Origin of the sequence: Nocardiopsis halophila DSM 44494, assembly GCF_000341245.1 — a bacterium.
GTDB classification, from domain to species: domain Bacteria; phylum Actinomycetota; class Actinomycetes; order Streptosporangiales; family Streptosporangiaceae; genus Nocardiopsis_A; species Nocardiopsis_A halophila.
This window is the reverse complement of record NZ_ANAD01000181.1, coordinates 1-16,485: the sequence shown is the minus strand read 5'-3', so window position 1 is coordinate 16,485 and position 16,485 is coordinate 1. Positions and strand designations below refer to the sequence as shown.

9 protein-coding genes and 2 pseudogenes are annotated in these 16,485 nt (G+C 75.8%); 5 read left to right on the top strand and 6 right to left on the bottom strand.

What is annotated here, in order from left to right:
* Both D450_RS30795 and D450_RS0120850 read right to left on the bottom strand, forming a co-directional pair.
* Nucleotides 1-1,238, bottom strand: a pseudogene (locus tag D450_RS30795) (hypothetical protein); the annotation flags it as partial.
* A 297-nt stretch (nt 1,239-1,535) separates the two neighbouring features.
* On the bottom strand, nt 1,536-2,057 hold the full coding sequence (locus tag D450_RS0120850; RefSeq protein WP_017540591.1) for a YbhB/YbcL family Raf kinase inhibitor-like protein: 522 nt from the start codon (nt 2,055-2,057) through the stop codon (nt 1,536-1,538).
* Nucleotides 2,058-2,356: 299 nt separating this feature from the next.
* On the opposite strand from D450_RS0120850, the pseudogene D450_RS35470 reads away from it, so the two are divergent.
* Together D450_RS35470 and D450_RS35260 are read left to right on the top strand one after the other, a co-directional pair.
* A pseudogene (locus tag D450_RS35470) lies at nt 2,357-3,562 on the top strand (BTAD domain-containing putative transcriptional regulator); the annotation flags it as partial.
* 127 nt (nt 3,563-3,689) lie between these two features.
* Nucleotides 3,690-5,834: an ATP-binding protein gene (locus D450_RS35260; RefSeq protein ID WP_017540590.1), complete on the top strand. Its 2,145-nt coding sequence runs from the start codon at nt 3,690-3,692 to the stop codon at nt 5,832-5,834.
* 301 nt (nt 5,835-6,135) lie between these two features.
* Here D450_RS35260 and D450_RS0120840 read toward each other — a convergent pair whose 3' ends face one another.
* Entirely contained in the window at nt 6,136-6,963 is an 828-nt protein-coding gene (locus tag D450_RS0120840; protein ID WP_017540589.1) for an ABC transporter permease, read from the bottom strand.
* Complete coding sequence (locus D450_RS0120835; RefSeq protein WP_017540588.1) at nt 6,960-7,943, bottom strand: daunorubicin resistance protein DrrA family ABC transporter ATP-binding protein; 984 nt, start codon at nt 7,941-7,943, stop codon at nt 6,960-6,962. Before D450_RS0120835 ends, D450_RS0120840 begins: the two co-directional genes overlap by 4 nt.
* 283 nt (nt 7,944-8,226) lie before the next feature.
* Between D450_RS0120835 and D450_RS0120830 the strand changes: the two genes are divergently transcribed.
* Nucleotides 8,227-8,667 (top strand): PH domain-containing protein, encoded by a 441-nt coding sequence (locus tag D450_RS0120830; RefSeq protein WP_017540587.1) that lies wholly within the window; start codon nt 8,227-8,229, stop codon nt 8,665-8,667.
* Entirely contained in the window at nt 8,664-10,490 is a 1,827-nt protein-coding gene (locus D450_RS0120825) for a PH domain-containing protein (RefSeq protein ID WP_017540586.1), read from the top strand. Before D450_RS0120830 ends, D450_RS0120825 begins: the two co-directional genes overlap by 4 nt.
* Nucleotides 10,491-11,227: 737 nt before the next feature.
* On the opposite strand, the gene sepH is transcribed toward D450_RS0120825, so the two are convergent.
* On the bottom strand, nt 11,228-12,589 hold the full coding sequence (gene sepH, locus D450_RS0120820) for a septation protein SepH (protein ID WP_017540585.1): 1,362 nt from the start codon (nt 12,587-12,589) through the stop codon (nt 11,228-11,230).
* A 1,732-nt stretch (nt 12,590-14,321) separates the two neighbouring features.
* Nucleotides 14,322-15,611: a D-arabinono-1,4-lactone oxidase gene (locus D450_RS0120810; RefSeq protein ID WP_017540584.1), complete on the bottom strand. Its 1,290-nt coding sequence runs from the start codon at nt 15,609-15,611 to the stop codon at nt 14,322-14,324.
* Nucleotides 15,612-15,707: 96 nt separating this feature from the next.
* On the opposite strand from D450_RS0120810, the gene D450_RS0120805 reads away from it, so the two are divergent.
* Nucleotides 15,708-16,485: ferrochelatase (locus D450_RS0120805; protein WP_017540583.1), on the top strand; the 778-nt coding region annotated here is incomplete at its 3' end.

Below are 16,485 nucleotides of genomic sequence, written 5' to 3'. Positions count from 1 at the left end.
GGGGCCGCGGCGCGGCTGTAGGCCCCGGTGTCGAAGGGGGAGCCGGCGGCGGGCCGCGCGTGCGAACCGGTCGTGCGGGAGTGCGACCCGGTGGTGAACGATCCGGCGCCGTAGGAGCCGGTGTCGTACGAGCCGGTGTCGTAGGAGGACGCGGACCCGAGGGGGGAGCCGCCCGGGGTCGTGCGGGCGGCGGAGCCGTACGGGGACGGCCCGCCCAGGGGGTCGTCGGAGGCGGAAGCGGCGGCGGAGGAGAAGGGGGAGCCGTACGTTCCCCCGGCAGGGGAGGGGGACGGCGCGGGTCCGCTCAGCGGGTCGTTCCCCGCCGGTCCCGGGGCCGCGCCGGGAGAGCCGGGAGCGGGGGAGGGAGCGGAGGCCGGCGGGCCCAGCGGGTCGCTCGGGTCGTTCCGCCGGCCGGTCGCGGTGCCGGCGAGGGGGTCCGGCGCCGCGGCCGGGCCGAGGGGGTCGGGCGGTGCGGGGGTTTCGGTCGCAGGCGCGGACGCGGAGGCGGGCGCCGGTGCGGACGGGGCCGGGGCGCCGCCCTGGCCGAGGCTGGCGAGCTTGGCGAGGCCGTCGTCGGCGCCTGCCGTCGGCGCCGCCGTTGCAGGGGCGTCGGCGTCGCGCTCGCCGCGGCGGGCACGGCGCCCGCGGGAGCGGCGCGGGGCCTCCTCGGCCTCCGGCTCGGGCGGCCCGGCCGGGGAGGGGCCGGACGCCTCCGGGGCGTCCTCGTCGTCGACCGAGCCCATGGGGCCGGTGGCCTCCGCGCGGGTGTCGCGGCGGCCCTTGCGGCGCCCGGACCTCGAACGGCCGCGCGGAGCGGGCCCGTCGTCCGCCTCGTCCGCCTCGTCTGCGCCGTCCTCCTGGTCGAGCGCGGCCATGGCGTCGGTGGACTCGGCGCGGGTGTCGCGGCGGGCTTCGCGGCGCCCGGCGCGGGAGCGGCCGCGCGGGGCGGGCCCGTCGTCGGCGTCGTCGGCGGGCTCCTCGGTGTCCGACCAGAAGGAGCTGCCGGAGATGTCGGAGTCGTCGTCCCAGTCCGCCGAGGCGCGGGAGCGGCGGGAGCGGCCGCGGCGCGCCGGGCGCTCGTCGTCCCGCCCGTCCTCGGCGCGCTCGTCGTAGCCGTCGTCGAAGTCGTCGAAACCGTCGTCCCGCCCGTGGTTGAGGGCCCGCATCCCCAGCAGGATCAGCACGAGGACGAGGAGGACGACGATGATCGCGACGATCGTTGCGATCAGTACGGTCATGCTTGCACCACCCTTGGGGCCGTGGCCTTGTCGGGGACGGAGGTGCCACCGGCGGGGGTGACGTGCGTGGACTGGTGGCCCCCGTGACGGGGCACCGTGCGCGCGCTCTGGCCGCGCAGGCGCCTCGCACCGTCGAATCCGTTTTCGGTCATCAGTAAATGGAGGGGGGACACGGCCCCACTTTATGCCCAGTTGTGCCGCGGGTGCAGCGGGTGACCGCCGATTTTTTCGCGTCCGCGGGGTGCGGCCGCTCATCGGAGCGGTGCGGCACCGACCGGGCGGCCGTGCCCGCCGCCGCTACTCCGCCGAGGTCTCCAGCGACCCCCGCGCCACCGCGTGCGCCGAGATCTGCTCCAGGGCCTGGCTGAGCGGGGCGCCCTGCGGCAGGTCCAGCTTCTGGTCCAGGGCGTAGACGGTGAACCGGTACTCGTGCGGGTCGTCCTCCTCGGAGCAGGGCGGGGTGTAGCCGGTGTCCCCGAAGCTGTTCTCCCCGGGGTGCGCCGGCTGGGGGACGCTGTCCTGCCGGATCTCCACGGTGGCCGGGTCCAGGTCGTACAGGAGCCAGAACACCTCCGCGGCACCGGGGTCGTCGGCGACGATCGCGAAGGACGCGGCGTCCCCGGGCTGGCCCGACCACTGCAGCGGCGGCGAGCCGCCCTCGCCGTCGCCGTGGCAGGTGAAGGCCTCCGGCAGCGGCTTGCCCTCCATCAGCAGTGTGCTGGTGACGTTGATGTCGTCGGTCAGCTCGCCGTTCCCGGGCGTGAACCCGGTGCAGCCGCCCGCCGCGGCCAGGGCGGCCGCCGCCCCGGCGGCCAGCACGGCTCTGCGCCTGCCGGGGGCACGTGAGCGGACCGCGCGGCCGGGGCCGGTGGAACGGTGACGTGCTGCCGAGATCATGGGGCTCCTGCGAAACGGTCGTCGGGCCTGAGAGGGGTCTGCCGGAATGCCGCGCGCGCCGCGCGCCGTGCTGCTTGTCCCCACCGCACCTTACTGCCGTGCGGAGGGGCGCGGACCCTGGACGGCCGGAGTGTCCGGCCGCCGGTCTCCCGGACGTGGCCGGGCCCGGCCGGGGCGGCCGGGCGATCCGTGGAGGGAGCGGGGCCCACATCGGGGATCATATGACGGTGCGGTTCTCCATACTCGGTCCACTGGCGGTCCGCGACGGTGCGGGCCGGCCCGTCGCGGTGGGCGGCACCCGCCTGCGCCGCCTGCTGGCCATGCTGCTGCTGGCCCCGGGGCGCACGGTGGGCACCGAGCGCCTGATCGACGCCATCTGGGGCTCGGACGCCCCCACCGGCGCCGCCAACGCCCTGCAGGCGCTGGTGTCCCGGCTGCGCAAGGTGCTGGGCGACCAGGCGCCGGTGGTCAGCGACGCCTCCGGCTACCGCCTGGAGGTCGACCCCGGCCAGGTCGACCTGTGGCGGTTCGAGGAGCTGGTGCGCCAGGGGCGGCGCGCCCGCGCCCAGGGCGAGGCCGGGGCCGCCGCCGAGCTGCTGGGCCGGGCCCTGGAGCTGTGGCGGGGCGACCCGCTGCCGGAGTTCGCCGAGGCCGGAGGCGAGGGCGAGGCGGTCCGCCTGGCCGAGCAGCTGCGCGCGGTGCAGGCCGAGCACCTGGGGGCGCGGGTGGAGGCCGGGGACCACGCGGCCGCACTGCCCGAGATCGAGGCGCTGGCCGCCCGCGAGCCGCTGCGCGAGCACCCGGTGGAGCTGCTGATGCGGGCGCTGGCCGCCTCCGGGCGCACCGTCGACGCGCTGGCCGCCTACGACCGGCTGCGCACCGGGCTCGCCGAGGAGCTGGGCATCGACCCCTCCGAGCGGATCGCCGGGCTGCACCTGCGCCTGCTGCGCGGAGAGCTGGAGGGGGGCGCCCCCGATGCGCCCGCGCCCTCCGCCCGCGGCGGGCAGGACGCCCGCGGGCCGGCCGGTGCGGCGCCGGAGCTGGCGGAGCCGCCGCCCGCGGTGGGGCCGACGGTGCGGCTGCCCACGTCCCTGACCGCCTTCGTGGCCCGGGACGAGGAGCTGCGGGCCGCCCTGGCGCTGCTGTCCGGGGAGCGCCTGCTCACCCTGGTCGGACCGGGCGGGTCGGGCAAGACCCGGCTGGCGGTGGAGGCCGCCGAGCGGCTGGCCGCCGACCGCCCCGGACTGGTGCCCGACGGGGTGTGGTTCCTGGACCTGGCCCCGCTGCGGGACGGCGCCGCGGTGCCCGAGGCGCTGCTGGAGGCCCTGGGGGTGCGTGAGCGCGCGGTGACCCCGCTGCAGGTGGGCGGGGTGGTGGACGATCCGCTGGGGCGGGCCGCCGAGGTGCTGTCCGGGCGGCGGCTGCTGCTGGTCGCCGACAACTGCGAGCACCTGGTGGGCGACGTCGCCGACGCGGTGGAGCGGCTGCTGGCCGCCTGCCCGGGGGTGCGGGTGCTGGCCACCAGCCGGGAGCCGCTGGGNGCGGCTGCAGGCGGTGCCGCCGCTGGCGCTGCCGCCGGAGGGGGCCGGGCCCGCCGAGGCGGCGGGGTACGCATCGGTGCGGCTGTTCGTCGACCGGGTGCGGGCCTGGCGGCCCGCCTTCGCGGTGGACGAGGCCACGGCCGAGCCGGTGGTGCGGATCTGCCGGGAGCTGGACGGGATGCCGCTGGCCCTGGAGCTGGCGGCGGCCCGGGTGCGGGCCATGCCGCTGCCGCAGCTGGCCGAGCGGCTCACCGACCGGTTCCGGCTGCTGGCCTCGGGCCCGCGCCAGGTGCGCCCGCGCCACCAGACGCTGCAGGCGGTGGTGGACTGGAGCTGGGAGCTGCTGGACGGGCCCGAGCAGGCGCTGCTGCGCCGGCTGTCGGTCTTCGTCGGCGGCGCCGCGCTGGACGCGGTGGAGGCGGTGTGCGCCGACGCCGCGCTCGATGCGGGGCCGGAGGGCGGCGCCGACCCGGGCGCCGACCCGGGTGGCGGCCCGGACGGCGGCCCGGACGGCGCGCCCGCCGGCGGCGTCGGCTGCGGGACGGTCGGCGGGCGCGACGTGTGGTCGGTGCTGTTCGCCCTGGTCGACAAGTCGCTGGTGGAGGTGGACGGCGGGGACGCCGACGGGCAGGGCCAGCCCCGCTACCGGATGCTGGAGACGGTGCGCGCCTACGGGGCCCAGCGGCTGGCCGAGAGCGGCGAGCGGGAACGGATCCGCGCCGCGCACGCGCGCCGCATGAGGTGGCTGTGGCGCACCGCCGAGGAGCCGCTGCGCGGCCCCGACCAGCTCCGGTGGCTGGCGCGGCTGCGCGAGGAGCACGAGAACTACGCGGCCGCGGTGCGCCGCACCCTGGCCGCCGGAGACGCCCGTGCGGCGCTGGAGCTGGTGACCACCGCGTTCCTGTACGCGATGCGCGTGGACGCCTGGTCGGACCTGGCGCGCTGGGCCGAGGAGACGCTGGCGCTGGTCGGGGAGGAGCCCCCGCCGGGGTACGAGCTGGCCTACGCCGAGTGCCGCTTCGCCCGCGCCCTGGAGAAGGACCTGGGGCGGCGGTCCACCGGGATGGACGAGGCCGCGGAGGTCGTGGAGGGGGTCCGCGCCGAGCTGGAGCGCGTCGAGGAGATCGTGCACGCGGCGGGCGAGCGCTGCGAGGACCACGTGTCGCTGGTGTTCGTCCCGGTGTTCCTGGCCATGCTGGGGCGCGACCCGGAGGGGACGGTGGCCCGGCTGGACGCGGCGGCCGAGCGCGCCGACCCGTGGCGGCGCATGAACATCGAGGCGTTCGCGGCCACCCTGGTCATGCAGTCCTTCCCCGCGCGTGCGCGCGAGGGGCGCGACCGGATGCGGGCGATCCTGGCCGGGCTGAGCGACGGCGCCGACCGGTGGGTGCTCACCCACGTGCTGTTCCTGCTGGCCGAGCTGGAGTCGCTGGAGGACGGCGAGCGGGCGATGGGGCTGCTGGACGAAGCGGTGCGCATCACCCGGGAGCTGGGGCTGTCCGACCAGCTGGCGGCGCTGCTGGGGCACCGGGCCGTGATCGACGCGCGCATGGGGCGCACCGAGCGGGCGCGTGCCGGGCTGGCGGACGCCGGGGCTGCGGCGGCGACCCCGGACACCCGGCAGTCGCTCGTGTTCTACCGGGCCGACGTCGAGCTGCGGGAAGGGCGGCCCGAGGCGGCGCGGGACCTGATGTGGGAGGTGCTCTTCGGTGCCGACCAGGCCAAGTCGGTGGCCCGCCTGCACCTGGAGCCGGTGTGGAGGACGATGCTGGCGCGGGCCTTCCTGGCGTCGGGGCAGGCCCGTGAGGCCCGCCGGACGGCCGCCGAGGCCTGGGAGCTGGTCCACACGTGGCTGCAGGGGCAGCAGGCGGCGGCGGTCGCGGAGGCCGCCGCGCTGATCCTGGGGGAGGAAGGCGGGCGGGCCGAGGACGCCGCCACCGTCCTGGGAGCGGCGGAGGCGCTGCGCGGGCTGCCGTTCACCACCGACGGGGCGCTGGCCCGGCTGGCCCGTGACCTGGCCAAGGAGCTGGGCCGGGACGGGTACGAGGAGGCCTACGCCCGCGGGGCGCAGTCCGCCCCCGAGGACGCCGTCGCGCTGGTCGCCCGCCACGTCGAGGCCTGGAGGCAGGACGCACCGGAGGCCGGACCGCCCTCCTGAGGTCGGAGGGAGCCGGTACCGGTAGGGCGGTGCCGGCGGGCGCCCCGGTACGGGGCCCGCCGGATGGACCCCTGCCCGGGTACGGGATCGACGGCCGGGAGCACTCGTCCACGCGGCTTTTCCCGAGGCTCGGTCCCGCGCCTGCCGCACGATGCGGGGATCGGGTCGGGGGAGCGGGGCTCGTCGTTCGTTCTTTGCCGTGCCTCGGCCGGGCGGTCGCGGACAGAGGTGCGGACACAGGTGCGGACACGGGTACGGCCTTCCGCTCGCCCTGGAGCGAAAGGCCGTACCCGCCCGTGTCTCAGGCGCGGCGCCTGTAGGCGCGGGTGGCCAGCGGGAAGAAGATCCCGATGATGACCGCCACCCACACCAGCGTCCACATCAGCGGTTCGGCCACCGGGCCGCCCTCCATCAGGCCGCGCATCGTGTCGGTCACGTGGGTGACCGGGTTGACCTCAGCGAAGGCCCCCATCCACGAGGGCATGTCGTCGGGGTCGACGAAGGTCGAGGCGCCGAAGGTCAGCGGGAACATCCAGATCGAGCCGAAGATGTTGACCGCCATGGGGGTGCGCATCAGCAGTCCCATGAACGCCGACAGCCAGCACAGGGCGAAGGCGAACAGCAGCACCACCGCGCCCGCAGCGACCACGCCCGGCACCCCGCCCTCCGGGCGGTAGCCGATGAGCACGGCCACGACCAGCACCGCGATCACCGTCAGGCCGTACCGCACCAGGTCGCCCAGGATGGCACCGACCAGCGGCGCCGAGCGCGCGATGGGCAGGGACCGGAACCGGTCGAAGATGCCCTTCTCGATGTCGGTGTTGAGCGCCACGCCCGTGCCGACCGTGGCGAAGATGACCGACTGGGCGGTGATGCCCGGGATGATGAAGTCCCGGTAGGCCTGCCAGTCGCCCATCATGGCCTGCCCGAAGACGAACACGAACAGGGCCACGAACATCAGCGGCATGAACGTCAGCCCGAGGACCTCCTCGGGGTTGCGCTTGATCTTGAGCAGGCTGCGCCAGGCCAGCAGCGCCCCGTGCCGTACCGCCACCGCGGGGGTGACCCGGGGTGCGGGGGGCGCTCCGGCGGCGGGCGCCGCCGGCTCCGCGGTCGTCGCGGCGCTCATGCGTTCGTCCTCTCGGCAGGGGCGGCGCCGTCCGCGCCGCCGGGGGCGTCATCGGCCGGGTGCCCGGTCAGGGCCAGGAACACCTCGTCCAGGCTGGGCTTGCGCAGGTTCAGCTCGGCCACGGCGATGCCCGCGTCGTCCAGGCGCCGCACCACCTCCGGCATCACCGCCGGGTCGGTCACCGAGGCGCTGGCGGTCCGCTCGGCGGTGCGCACCTCGCTGCCGGTGACCTGCTCCACGATGCCGCCGGCCCGCTCCAGCTCCGCGCCGTGGACCGGCTGCACCTGCAGCACCTGGGCCCCGGCCCGGGCCTTGAGCTCGTCGGGGGTGCCGCGGCTGATGACCTTTCCGTGGTCGAGCACCGCGATGTCGTCGGCGAGCTGGTCGGCCTCCTCCAGGTACTGGGTGGTCAGCAGCACCGTCACCCCGTCGTCGACCAGCCCGCGCACCACCTCCCACAGCTCGTTGCGGCTGTGCGGGTCCAGCCCGGTGGTGGGCTCGTCCAGGTACAGCAGGGACGGCCGGCCGACCAGGCTCGCCGCCAGGTCCAGCCGGCGGCGCATGCCCCCGGAGTAGGTCTTGGCGGGGCGGTCGGCGGCCTCGCTCAGGGAGAAGCGGGCCAGCAGCTCCGCGGCCCGGGCCCGCGCCCCCGCGCGGGAGTACCCCAGCAGCCGGGCGATCAGCACGAGGTTCTGCGAGCCCGTCAGGTCCTGGTCGACGGCGGCGTACTGGCCGGTGAGCCCGATGGTGCGCCGGACCTCGTGCGGTTCGCGGACCACGTCGTGGCCGCCCACCGTGGCGTGTCCGCCGTCGGGGGCGAGCAGGGTCGCGAGGATCCGGACGGTCGTGGTCTTGCCCGACCCGTTGGGGCCGAGGACGCCCAGCACGGCCCCCGCACGCGCGACGAGGTCGACCCCGTCGAGCGCGGTGGTCCCCTTGAACCGCTTCACGAGGCCCTCCGCGCGGATGGCGTCTGTCATCTGTGCCTCCAAATCGGATGTATCGGGTCCAAGTCTGGTGGTGGGGGCTGACAAAGCACTGAGATCACGACTGACACCCGTGGGGCGGCGGAGAGGGCGATGCCAGGGACAACGCCGTCGGCCCGCCCCCCATTTCGGGCGTGGTCGATCCTTTGCCCGTCGTTGCGGCTTCTGGGGCGTGCGGGCCCGCCCGTAGACTCGTCGGGTGATGAGCTCCCGCCTTCGACCGCCCCAGCACCGCGTCTCCCCCCGTGCCGTACCGATGTGGACCCTCCAATCCGCGGTGGGGAACGTGGTCATCGTCGCCGTCCTCGGATTCGCCGCATGGGGGGCGATGACCGTCGGCTGGTCGTGGATCCCGGGGTGGGTCGGCGACAACGCCTGGTGGGCGCCGGTGGTGTTCGCGGTGTTCGGGGTGGTCGAGACGGCGGTCGTTCCGCGGTTCCGCTACCGGGTGCACCGGTGGGAGGTCACCGAGGACGTCATCTACACCCGCAAGGGCTGGATCGGCAGGGAGTGGCAGCTGGTGCCGATCAGCAGGATCCAGACGGTCGACCACACCCAGGGCTGGACGGAGCGCATGTTCCGGGTGGCGACCCTGGAGGTGCAGACGGCCTCGCACGCCGGGTCCTCCACGATCGAGGGGCTCGACGTCGACCGGGCGCGGGAGATCTCCGAGGACCTGGCGGTGCGCGCCGGCGACCTGCAGGACGACGCCACATGAGCGCGCAGGACGGCACGGAGAACGGTAGGGGGAACGGGGATGTTCCCCAGCGCCCGGACGGTCGGGCCGACGGGTGGGCCGAAGGACAGGCCCCGGCCGGCGCCCGAGCCGGTGCCCAGGCCGACGTTCCCGCCCAGGCGCGGGCCGACGGCGCCCCGTCCGGGCAGGAGGCGCCGGACGGGACGGGCGCCGCGGGCGACGGGGAGCAAGACGGCGACGCCCCGTCGGCCGGGGAGGAGCTCTCCCCGGACGAGCCGTGGCAGCGCCTGAGCCCGCTGATGCTGGTCGCCGCCCCGCTTACCTACATGAAGAACTTCATCGTGCCGCTGGTGCTCATCGCCTTCGGCGCGACGCAGAACCCCTGGGTGCTCGGCAGCCTCTTCGCCGCGCTGGTCGGCATGGTCGCCACCGGCGTCTACACCTGGCTCACCTTCCGGTACCAGGTGGGCGCCGACCGGCTGGAGATCCGCAGGGGGTGGATCGGGCGCTCGCGCCGCACCATCCCCCTGGAGCGCATCCGCGGGGTGCACGTCACCACGAGCCTGGTGCACCGGGTGCTCGGGCTGGCGGTGGTCAAGGTGGAGGCGGCCGCCGGCGGGGGCGGCGACGAGGAGGGCAAGCTGGACGCGGTGTCGGCCGACGCGGCCCGCCGCCTCCGCGACGACCTGCTGCACCGCCGGGCCGTTCTGCGGGCCGGTGAGCGGACCGGCGCCGAGGAGCGGGCCGAGGGCGCAGCCCCCGCCGCCGAGGGGGCGCCCGACGCCCCCGGGCCCGGCGCCCCGGAGCCGGCGGCGGCCGCCGAGCACGTCTACTTCAGCATGCCGACACGCTGGTACTCCTACGGGATGCTCAGCGTGGGCTACCTGCTGACCCCGTTCGTGGCGCTGGCCGCGGTCCTGGGCCTGGTCTCGCAGGGGCTGGGGGACCTCCTGGAGCGCATGGGCGCCCTGGAGGCCGGCGAGCGCGCGCTGGTGCTGTACCGGTGGGTCTCGGCCGAGGGCGGAGTCCTCGTGGTGGCGGGGGTGGCCCTGGGCCTGCTGCTGGTCATCGTCCTGATGATGCCGGTGTTCGCGGTCGTCGCCTACGCGGTGGGCCACTGGAGGTTCCGGCTGGTCGGCGGGGAGGAGTCCCTGGTCACCGAGCGGGGCCTGTTCACCCGCCAGAGCGTCACCCTGGAGCGGCGCCGGATCCGGGGCCATGAACTCGCCGACAGCCCCTTGGAGCGGACGCGCTCGGTGGTGCGCCTGCGCGCCATCATGACCGGTCTGGGGGACGCCTCCACGCGCGCGGTGCTGCTCCCGGCGGGGCCGCGCGACCAGGTGGCGCAGATCGTGGACCGCACGCTGGGCGGGTACGAGGGCGGCCTGCTGCGCCACCCGCGCGCCGCGCTGCGGCGGCGGTTCATCCGGGCGGTGGTGCCGCCGGCGCTGGCCGCGGCCGTCGCCGCGGCCGCGGGCTGGTACTGGGCGATGGTGCCACTGCTGCTCCTGGCGCTGCTCGGGGTTCCGCTGGCGGTGGACCGCTACCGGTCGCTGGGGCACGGCAGCGACGGGGACCGGATCAGCGTGCGCTCGGGGTCGCTGGCCAGGAAGCAGGCGGTGGTGCGCCGCGAGGCGGTCGTGGGGTGGTACTGGAAGCAGAGCCTTTTCCAGCGCCGCGCGGGGCTGGCCCACCTGACCGCCGCGGTGGGCGCGGGCGCGGGCGGGTACACGGCCGTGGACGCGGACTTCGCCGAGTCGGTGTCCTTCGCCGCCGGGGTCACCCCCGAGATGGTCCGCCCGTTCCTCGAAGAGCCGCCGCCGGAGGAAGACCCCGCCGAATAGGACGCGGGGCCCGGAGACGCCCCACCCCGCCCCGGGCCGGGGGCGCTCGGCGTCGAGGCCTGAAGCGTCGTGTTCGGTTCCAGGCGACGGGCGGAGCCCACGGCCGTCCTCACCCGCGGCCCGGACGGGGTCGTGTCCGCTGGCGTGGTGGAACTCTCCGGGCCCCGGCCGCCCGCATCGCCACCCCCGTTGATCTCGGGAGAGTCGGGGTAATACCGGCGAGTATTACCCCGACTCTCCCGAGATCAACGCCAAGGAGGGGGCGCACCGGGGGCGGGGTCGCCGATCGAGGTGCAGCGGCCGCACCGCTCACAGGGACGCGGCCGAAAGTTCCACCGCTCCAGCGGACACGACCCCGGACGGCCGTGGGCCGCCCTCTGCCCCAGCGTTTCCGTGTTCATCCGGCCGGTCGACCAAGGGCGCCTTTCAGGCGCCTTCCATGGAGGCCGGGTGAGAGGGAAGGGGCGCCTCTGCAGAACAGGTGCGCGGCGCCTCCGGTCTTGGCGGAGGAGAGGCCGCGTTCGTCTGCCCGGCCCGGCGGGGTGCCGCTCTCGGTGGGGTGTCCGGTCTTCGCCCTGAGTCTTTCCAAGCCCCCTCGATGAAGGCTTGGTGAGAGATGCGGGACCCCGTTCAGCACAGAAGCGCGGCCCCTCCCGCCTCAGCGGGAGGGGCCGCGTTCGTCGTCGACGGAGTCGGGCGGGGCGGCGCGCTGACCGGCCTGTCCGCCCTGGTTCGTCCTATTCGGACTTCTTGGAGCCGAACATGATCTCGTCCCACGACGGGACGGAAGCGCGGCGGCCCCGGCCCTTCTTGCGTGCGGGCTGGCCGGTGCCCCCTGCGGCGGCGGCCGCCGACATCGGGCCGTCGGACGTGTGCCCCTGCTGGTCGTCGGTGTCGGCGGCGTGCGCCGTCACCGGGGTGCGTCCGCGCGGCTCCTGGGGCCGCTCGGCGGGTCTGCGCGCTCCCGATCCCGGAACGGCCGGGCCCATCGACGGCCGCTGGCGGCGCTCCTCCCGCTCGCGCGGGGGCGCCTCCGCGGCCGGCGCGCGCCTGCGGGCCGATTCGGAGGGGATCACATCGTCCACCGGCCCGCTCGGCTCGGCCCGTTCGGGTTCGGCCTCCTCCTCCGGCACCGCCCGGCCGGTGGCCGCCGGGGCCGGGTCGGCCTCGGGCGCCGGGCGCTCCTGCTCCGGTGCGGCGCGGCCGGTGCGGCTGAAGGCCCGCTCGGTCTCGGTGAGGGCGCGCTCCTCCGGCGCCGTGCGGGCGCGGGCGGCGGGCCGCTCGGGGAAGGCGGGCGGCTCGTGGGGGGCGGCGTGCGCCGGTTCCCCCCGCTCGGCCGCCGGTGCGGCGGGCGCGGGCGGGTCGGCCGCCGGCGGGGCGTCGGCCGGGGCGGAACGCTGCGGGGCGTGCTCCTCGGCCCCGGGTCCGGCCAGGCCGTCGGAGCGCGCGGGCTCGGTGGGCGCCTGCTGGCGCCGCGGCACGAACGGGGTGACCGTCGCGCCGCCGTCGCCGGACACGCCGCCCGCGGCCGGGTCGGAGAAGCGCGCCGCCTCGTCGTCGACGGGGGCGACCGTGCGCCGCCGCGGCTCGAACACCCAGTGCGCCAGGCGCTCCGCGCCGTTGAGCAGGAAGGCGAGCTTGACGTTCCAGTTGCCGTCCTCGCGCTTCCAGGCGTCCCAGACCGCCTCGCCGGTCTCCAGCTGGTGCGGCCCCACCCGCTCGGAGACCAGGTCGCCCAGTGCGGGGCCGGGCACGGTATCGCCCGGACCGCGCACGGAGGCCCGTTGCGCCTGCTGCGCCATGAACTCCCGCTCCTGCAGGACCGGGCCCTCGAACCAGCGGATGCGCTCGATGGGGATGCCGGCGAGCTCGGCGATCGCCTCCGCCGTCTCTCCAGAGCGGATCCGGGCCTGGATTTCCTTGGGGCGCAACGGATTCTCCACTTCGATCTCGTACTGGCCGAGCCGGGAGAACTGGCCGCGGACGGCGGCGCGGAGACGGTCGTCGACGGGCAGCGTGAAACGGGTACCGCGACCGGCGCTCGCCAGCACCAGGTAGGTGCCGTCCTCGCTCACGGCCACCAGGCGAAGCTCCTGCATCGCCCTCCCTTTCGCGCTTCCCGTCGAGGGTGGGTCCTCGGCCATCCCCCGCGTTCCCAGTCTGTTCGGCATCCGGGTGTTCGGCCAGTACCCCGCCCGGCATGTCCGAACCGTGGGCCTCCGTGCCCCGGTCACCGGTGCCCGGGCGAGCCCGGTGCCCATCTTGGCATGTGGGAGGGGGCGGGCGGCGATCGCGCTCCGGCCCCTCGGTCGGCGTCCTCCTGCGGGTGATGCTAACCCGCGGGGCCGGAGCCGACCATGACCCGCGCGGACGCCCTGTTCCGGCGCGGCGCGCCGGTGCCAACACGACACGCGGCCCGTGACCTCAGGGTGATCTATTCAATGCCGCGCCTTAACAGGACCTTAGGCCGGGTTCGCGTAAGTTGTCCCGGTATGGGCCGGAACTGGGCGCCGCGGGGGCGGCGCCCGGACCGGCCCTGGCCGAGGAATCCGACGGGGGAGCGCCGCACGAGGCGGCGTATAGAGGGGGGAGGATGGCCGAGCCTGAAGACGAGAAGCGCCACATCGCCCGCGCCCGAACGGACGGCGAGGGCGGCGACGGCGGCGCCGGGGACGGCGCCGAGGACCGCAAGCGGGTCAATCTGAGCATGCCCCAGGTGGTCGCGGGCGGTGTGGCCACGCTGACGGCCGCCACCGCGGCCTCGTACCTGGGGGTGTACGGGACCATCTTCGGCGCCGCGGTGATGAGCGTGATCAGCACCGCCGGGACCGCCGTCACCCAGCACTGGCTGGAGCGCAGCGGGGACAAGGCCAAGGAGGCCGCGGCCCGCGCGGGGATGACGCTGCACGGTGCGCGCGCCCAGGGCGCGACCCGGGCGGCGGCCCAGGACGACCCCGGCGGCGCGGCCGGATCCGGCCATGGCCCGACGGGCGCCGCGGACGCGCCGACCCACGCGTTCGGCACGGACGGTGACGCGGAGACGACCCGCGCCCTGCCGACGCTCGGCGGAGCCGACCACGCGGACGGTGCGGACGGGACGCACGGTGCCGACGGAGCCGACGGTGCCGACGTCCCGGACGGGGACGACGAGCGCACCTGGTGGCAGCGGTACCGGATGGCGGTCATCCCCGCCGCGGTGGTGTTCGTCGGGGTCATGCTGGTGATCCTGGTGTTCGAGCTGCTGACCGGGCGGAGCCTGACCGACACGGTGCACGGCAGGAGCGAGAACTCCTCGCCGTCGCTGCTCGGCGGGGTCTCCCAGAACCACGAGCCCGACGACGGCGTGCGGTCGACACCGACGCCGGGGACCGAGGGGCAGGAGGGGACCGGCGGGCAGGAGGACACCGACGGGGTGCAGCCCTCGCCCGGCACCGAGGAGACCCAGGGCACCGATGACGGGACCGGGACCGACGACGGGGCCGGTACCGAGGACGGGACCGACGGGAGCGACGGCGACACCGGCACCGGCGACGATGAGACCGGCGGGGGAGAGTCCGGGTCCGGCGGCGGCTCCGAGGACGGCGGTTCCGGCACCGGGGGGTCCGGCGGCGGCTCCGGGAGNCTCCGGAAGCGGGTACGGCGGTACCGGCTCCCAGGAGCAGGCGCCGGACGGCTCCGACTCCACCTCCTGAGCGTTCCCCGAGTACCCCCTGAGCGCTCACCCGGCGCCCGTCCCCGGCCCTGTGCCGGACGGGGCCCGCGCCGGACACCGGGACCGGGCGGCACGGCCGCCCGGTCCCGACGCGTACCGGCCCCGGAACGGGACCGGGGTCAGGGCCCGAAGACGCGCTCGGTGTAGGCGTTGGCGAACCGCCGCTCGGGGTCCATCCGTTCGCGGACCTCCATCGCATCGCCGAACCTCGGGTACACGCGCTCCAGGTAGGAGCGGTCCCTGGTGTGCAGCTTGCCCCAGTGCGGGCGCCCCTCCGCCGCCGTGAACACCGCCTCGGCCTCGGAGAAGAAGCGCTGGTAGGGCGACCCCCGGTACACGTGCACCGCCACGTACGCGGTGTCGCGCCCGTAGGCCGTCGACAGCCACACGTCGTCGGCCGGCGCGAACCGCACCTCCACCGGGAAGCTGATCCGGTGCCCGCCCCGGTCCACCAGCGACCGCAGCTCCCGCAGCACCCCCGGCAGCTCCTCGGCCGGGACCGCGTACTCCATCTCCACGAACTTCACCCGCCGCGGCGAGGCGAACACCTTGTAGGAGGCGTCGGTGTACTCCCGTGCCGACAGTGCCCGCGCGCTGACCTGGTTGATCGCGGGGATCGCCGCCGGCAGCGCCCGCCCCGCCCGGTTGATGCGCTCGAACAGGGTGTTGGACAGGAACTCGTCGTCCAGCCACGCCTTGAAGGGCGCCAGCGGCCGCGCCGGCCCCTCGGCGGGGTTGTTGCGCTTGGTGCTGGCCATTCCGGTGTGGGGGAACCAGAAGAACTCGAAGTGCTCGTTCTGCGCGCGCAGCTCCGGCAGCCGCTCCAGCACCTCCTCCAGGCGCATCGGCTCCTCGCGCGCGTTCAGCAGGAAGGTCGGGCGCACCGCCATGGTCATCGCGGTGACCACGCCGAAGGCCCCCAGCCCCACCCGCGCGGCGCCGAACAGGTCGGGGTCGTCCCCGGCCGAGCACCGCACGACCTCCCCGTCGGCGCGCACCAGCTCCATGCCGACCACCTGGGAGGCCAGGCCGCCGGTGGAGCGCCCGGTGCCGTGCGTGCCGGTCTGGATCGCCCCGGCCAGGGTCTGCACCGCGATGTCGCCCATGTTGGCCAGGGCCGCCCCGCGGCGGGCCAGTGCTTCGTTGAGGTCGCTGAGCACCAGCCCGGCCTCGGCCTCGGCGGTGCCCGCCTCCAGGTCGACCGAGCGCAGCCGGTTCAGCGCGGCGGGGGAGAGCATCAGCCCGTCGGTGACGGCGGCGTCGGTGAAGGAGTGCCCCGCGCCCCCCATCCGCACCGGCAGCCCCCGGTCGGCGGCGGAGCGGACCGCTCCGGCGACGTCGGCGGGCCCGTTGGGGGTGGCGGTGGTGCGCGGGTGCGCCCGGTGCGTACCGGACCATGTGCGCCACATCACGTTCGTCATGGTCCGCGAGGGTACCGGCGGGGGTGACACCCGTTACGCGGGGGGTGGCCGCAACCCCGCCGAAGTGCTGGTTTCATGGAACGCATGAGGCCCTACGACGCGTTCCTTCTCGTCTCCTTCGGAGGACCAGAGGCCGAGGACGAGGTGATCCCGTTCCTGGAGAACGTCACCCGCGGCCGCGGCATCCCCCGGGAGCGGCTCGCCGAGGTCGGCGAGCACTACTACCTCTTCAACGGGGTCAGCCCCATCAATCGGCAGTGCCGCGACCTGCTGGCCGAGATCCGCGCGGACTTCTCGGCCAACGGCGTGGACCTGCCGGTGTACTGGGGCAACCGGTTCTGGACCCCGATGCTCACCGACACCGTGCGGCAGATGGCCGAGGACGGCGTGCGCCGCGTCGTCGCGATGGCCACCTCCGCCTACAGCAGCTACTCCAGCCACCGCGCCTACCTGAACGACATCGCCGCCGCGCGCGAGGCCGTCGGGCCGGAGGCCCCGGAGATCGAGCTGATCCGCCCGTTCTTCGACCACCCCGGCTTCATCGAGCCGCTGGCCGAGCACACCCGCCAGGCGCTGGACCGGCTGCCGCAGGACAAGCGCGCGGGGGCGCGCCTGCTGTTCTCGGCGCACTCCATCCCCACCGCCATGGCCGAGGCCAGCGGTGAGCCCGGGCAGGGGTACGGCCCAGGCGGGGCCTACGTCGCCCAGCTGGAGGAGGTGGCCCGCCTGGTGGCCGAACAGGTCGGCGGCGGCCACCCCTACGAGGTCGTCTACCAGAGCCGCAGTGGCCCGCCGAGCCAGCCGTGGCTGGAGCCGGACGTCAACGACCGCCTGGAGGAGCTGGCCGGGGAGGGCGCCGAGG

Bases quoted from the DNA above. Each gene is read 5' to 3' on its own strand.
- D450_RS0120840 (WP_017540589.1), bottom strand. From the start codon at position 6,963: ATGAGCGCCGCGACGACCGCGGAGCCGGCGGCGCCCGCCGCCGGAGCG.
- D450_RS0120835 (WP_017540588.1), bottom strand. From the start codon at position 7,943: ATGACAGACGCCATCCGCGCGGAGGGCCTCGTGAAGCGGTTCAAGGGG.
- D450_RS0120825 (WP_017540586.1), top strand. From the start codon at position 8,664: ATGAGCGCGCAGGACGGCACGGAGAACGGTAGGGGGAACGGGGATGTT.
- sepH (WP_017540585.1), bottom strand. From the start codon at position 12,589: ATGCAGGAGCTTCGCCTGGTGGCCGTGAGCGAGGACGGCACCTACCTG.
- D450_RS0120810 (WP_017540584.1), bottom strand. From the start codon at position 15,611: ATGTGGCGCACATGGTCCGGTACGCACCGGGCGCACCCGCGCACCACC.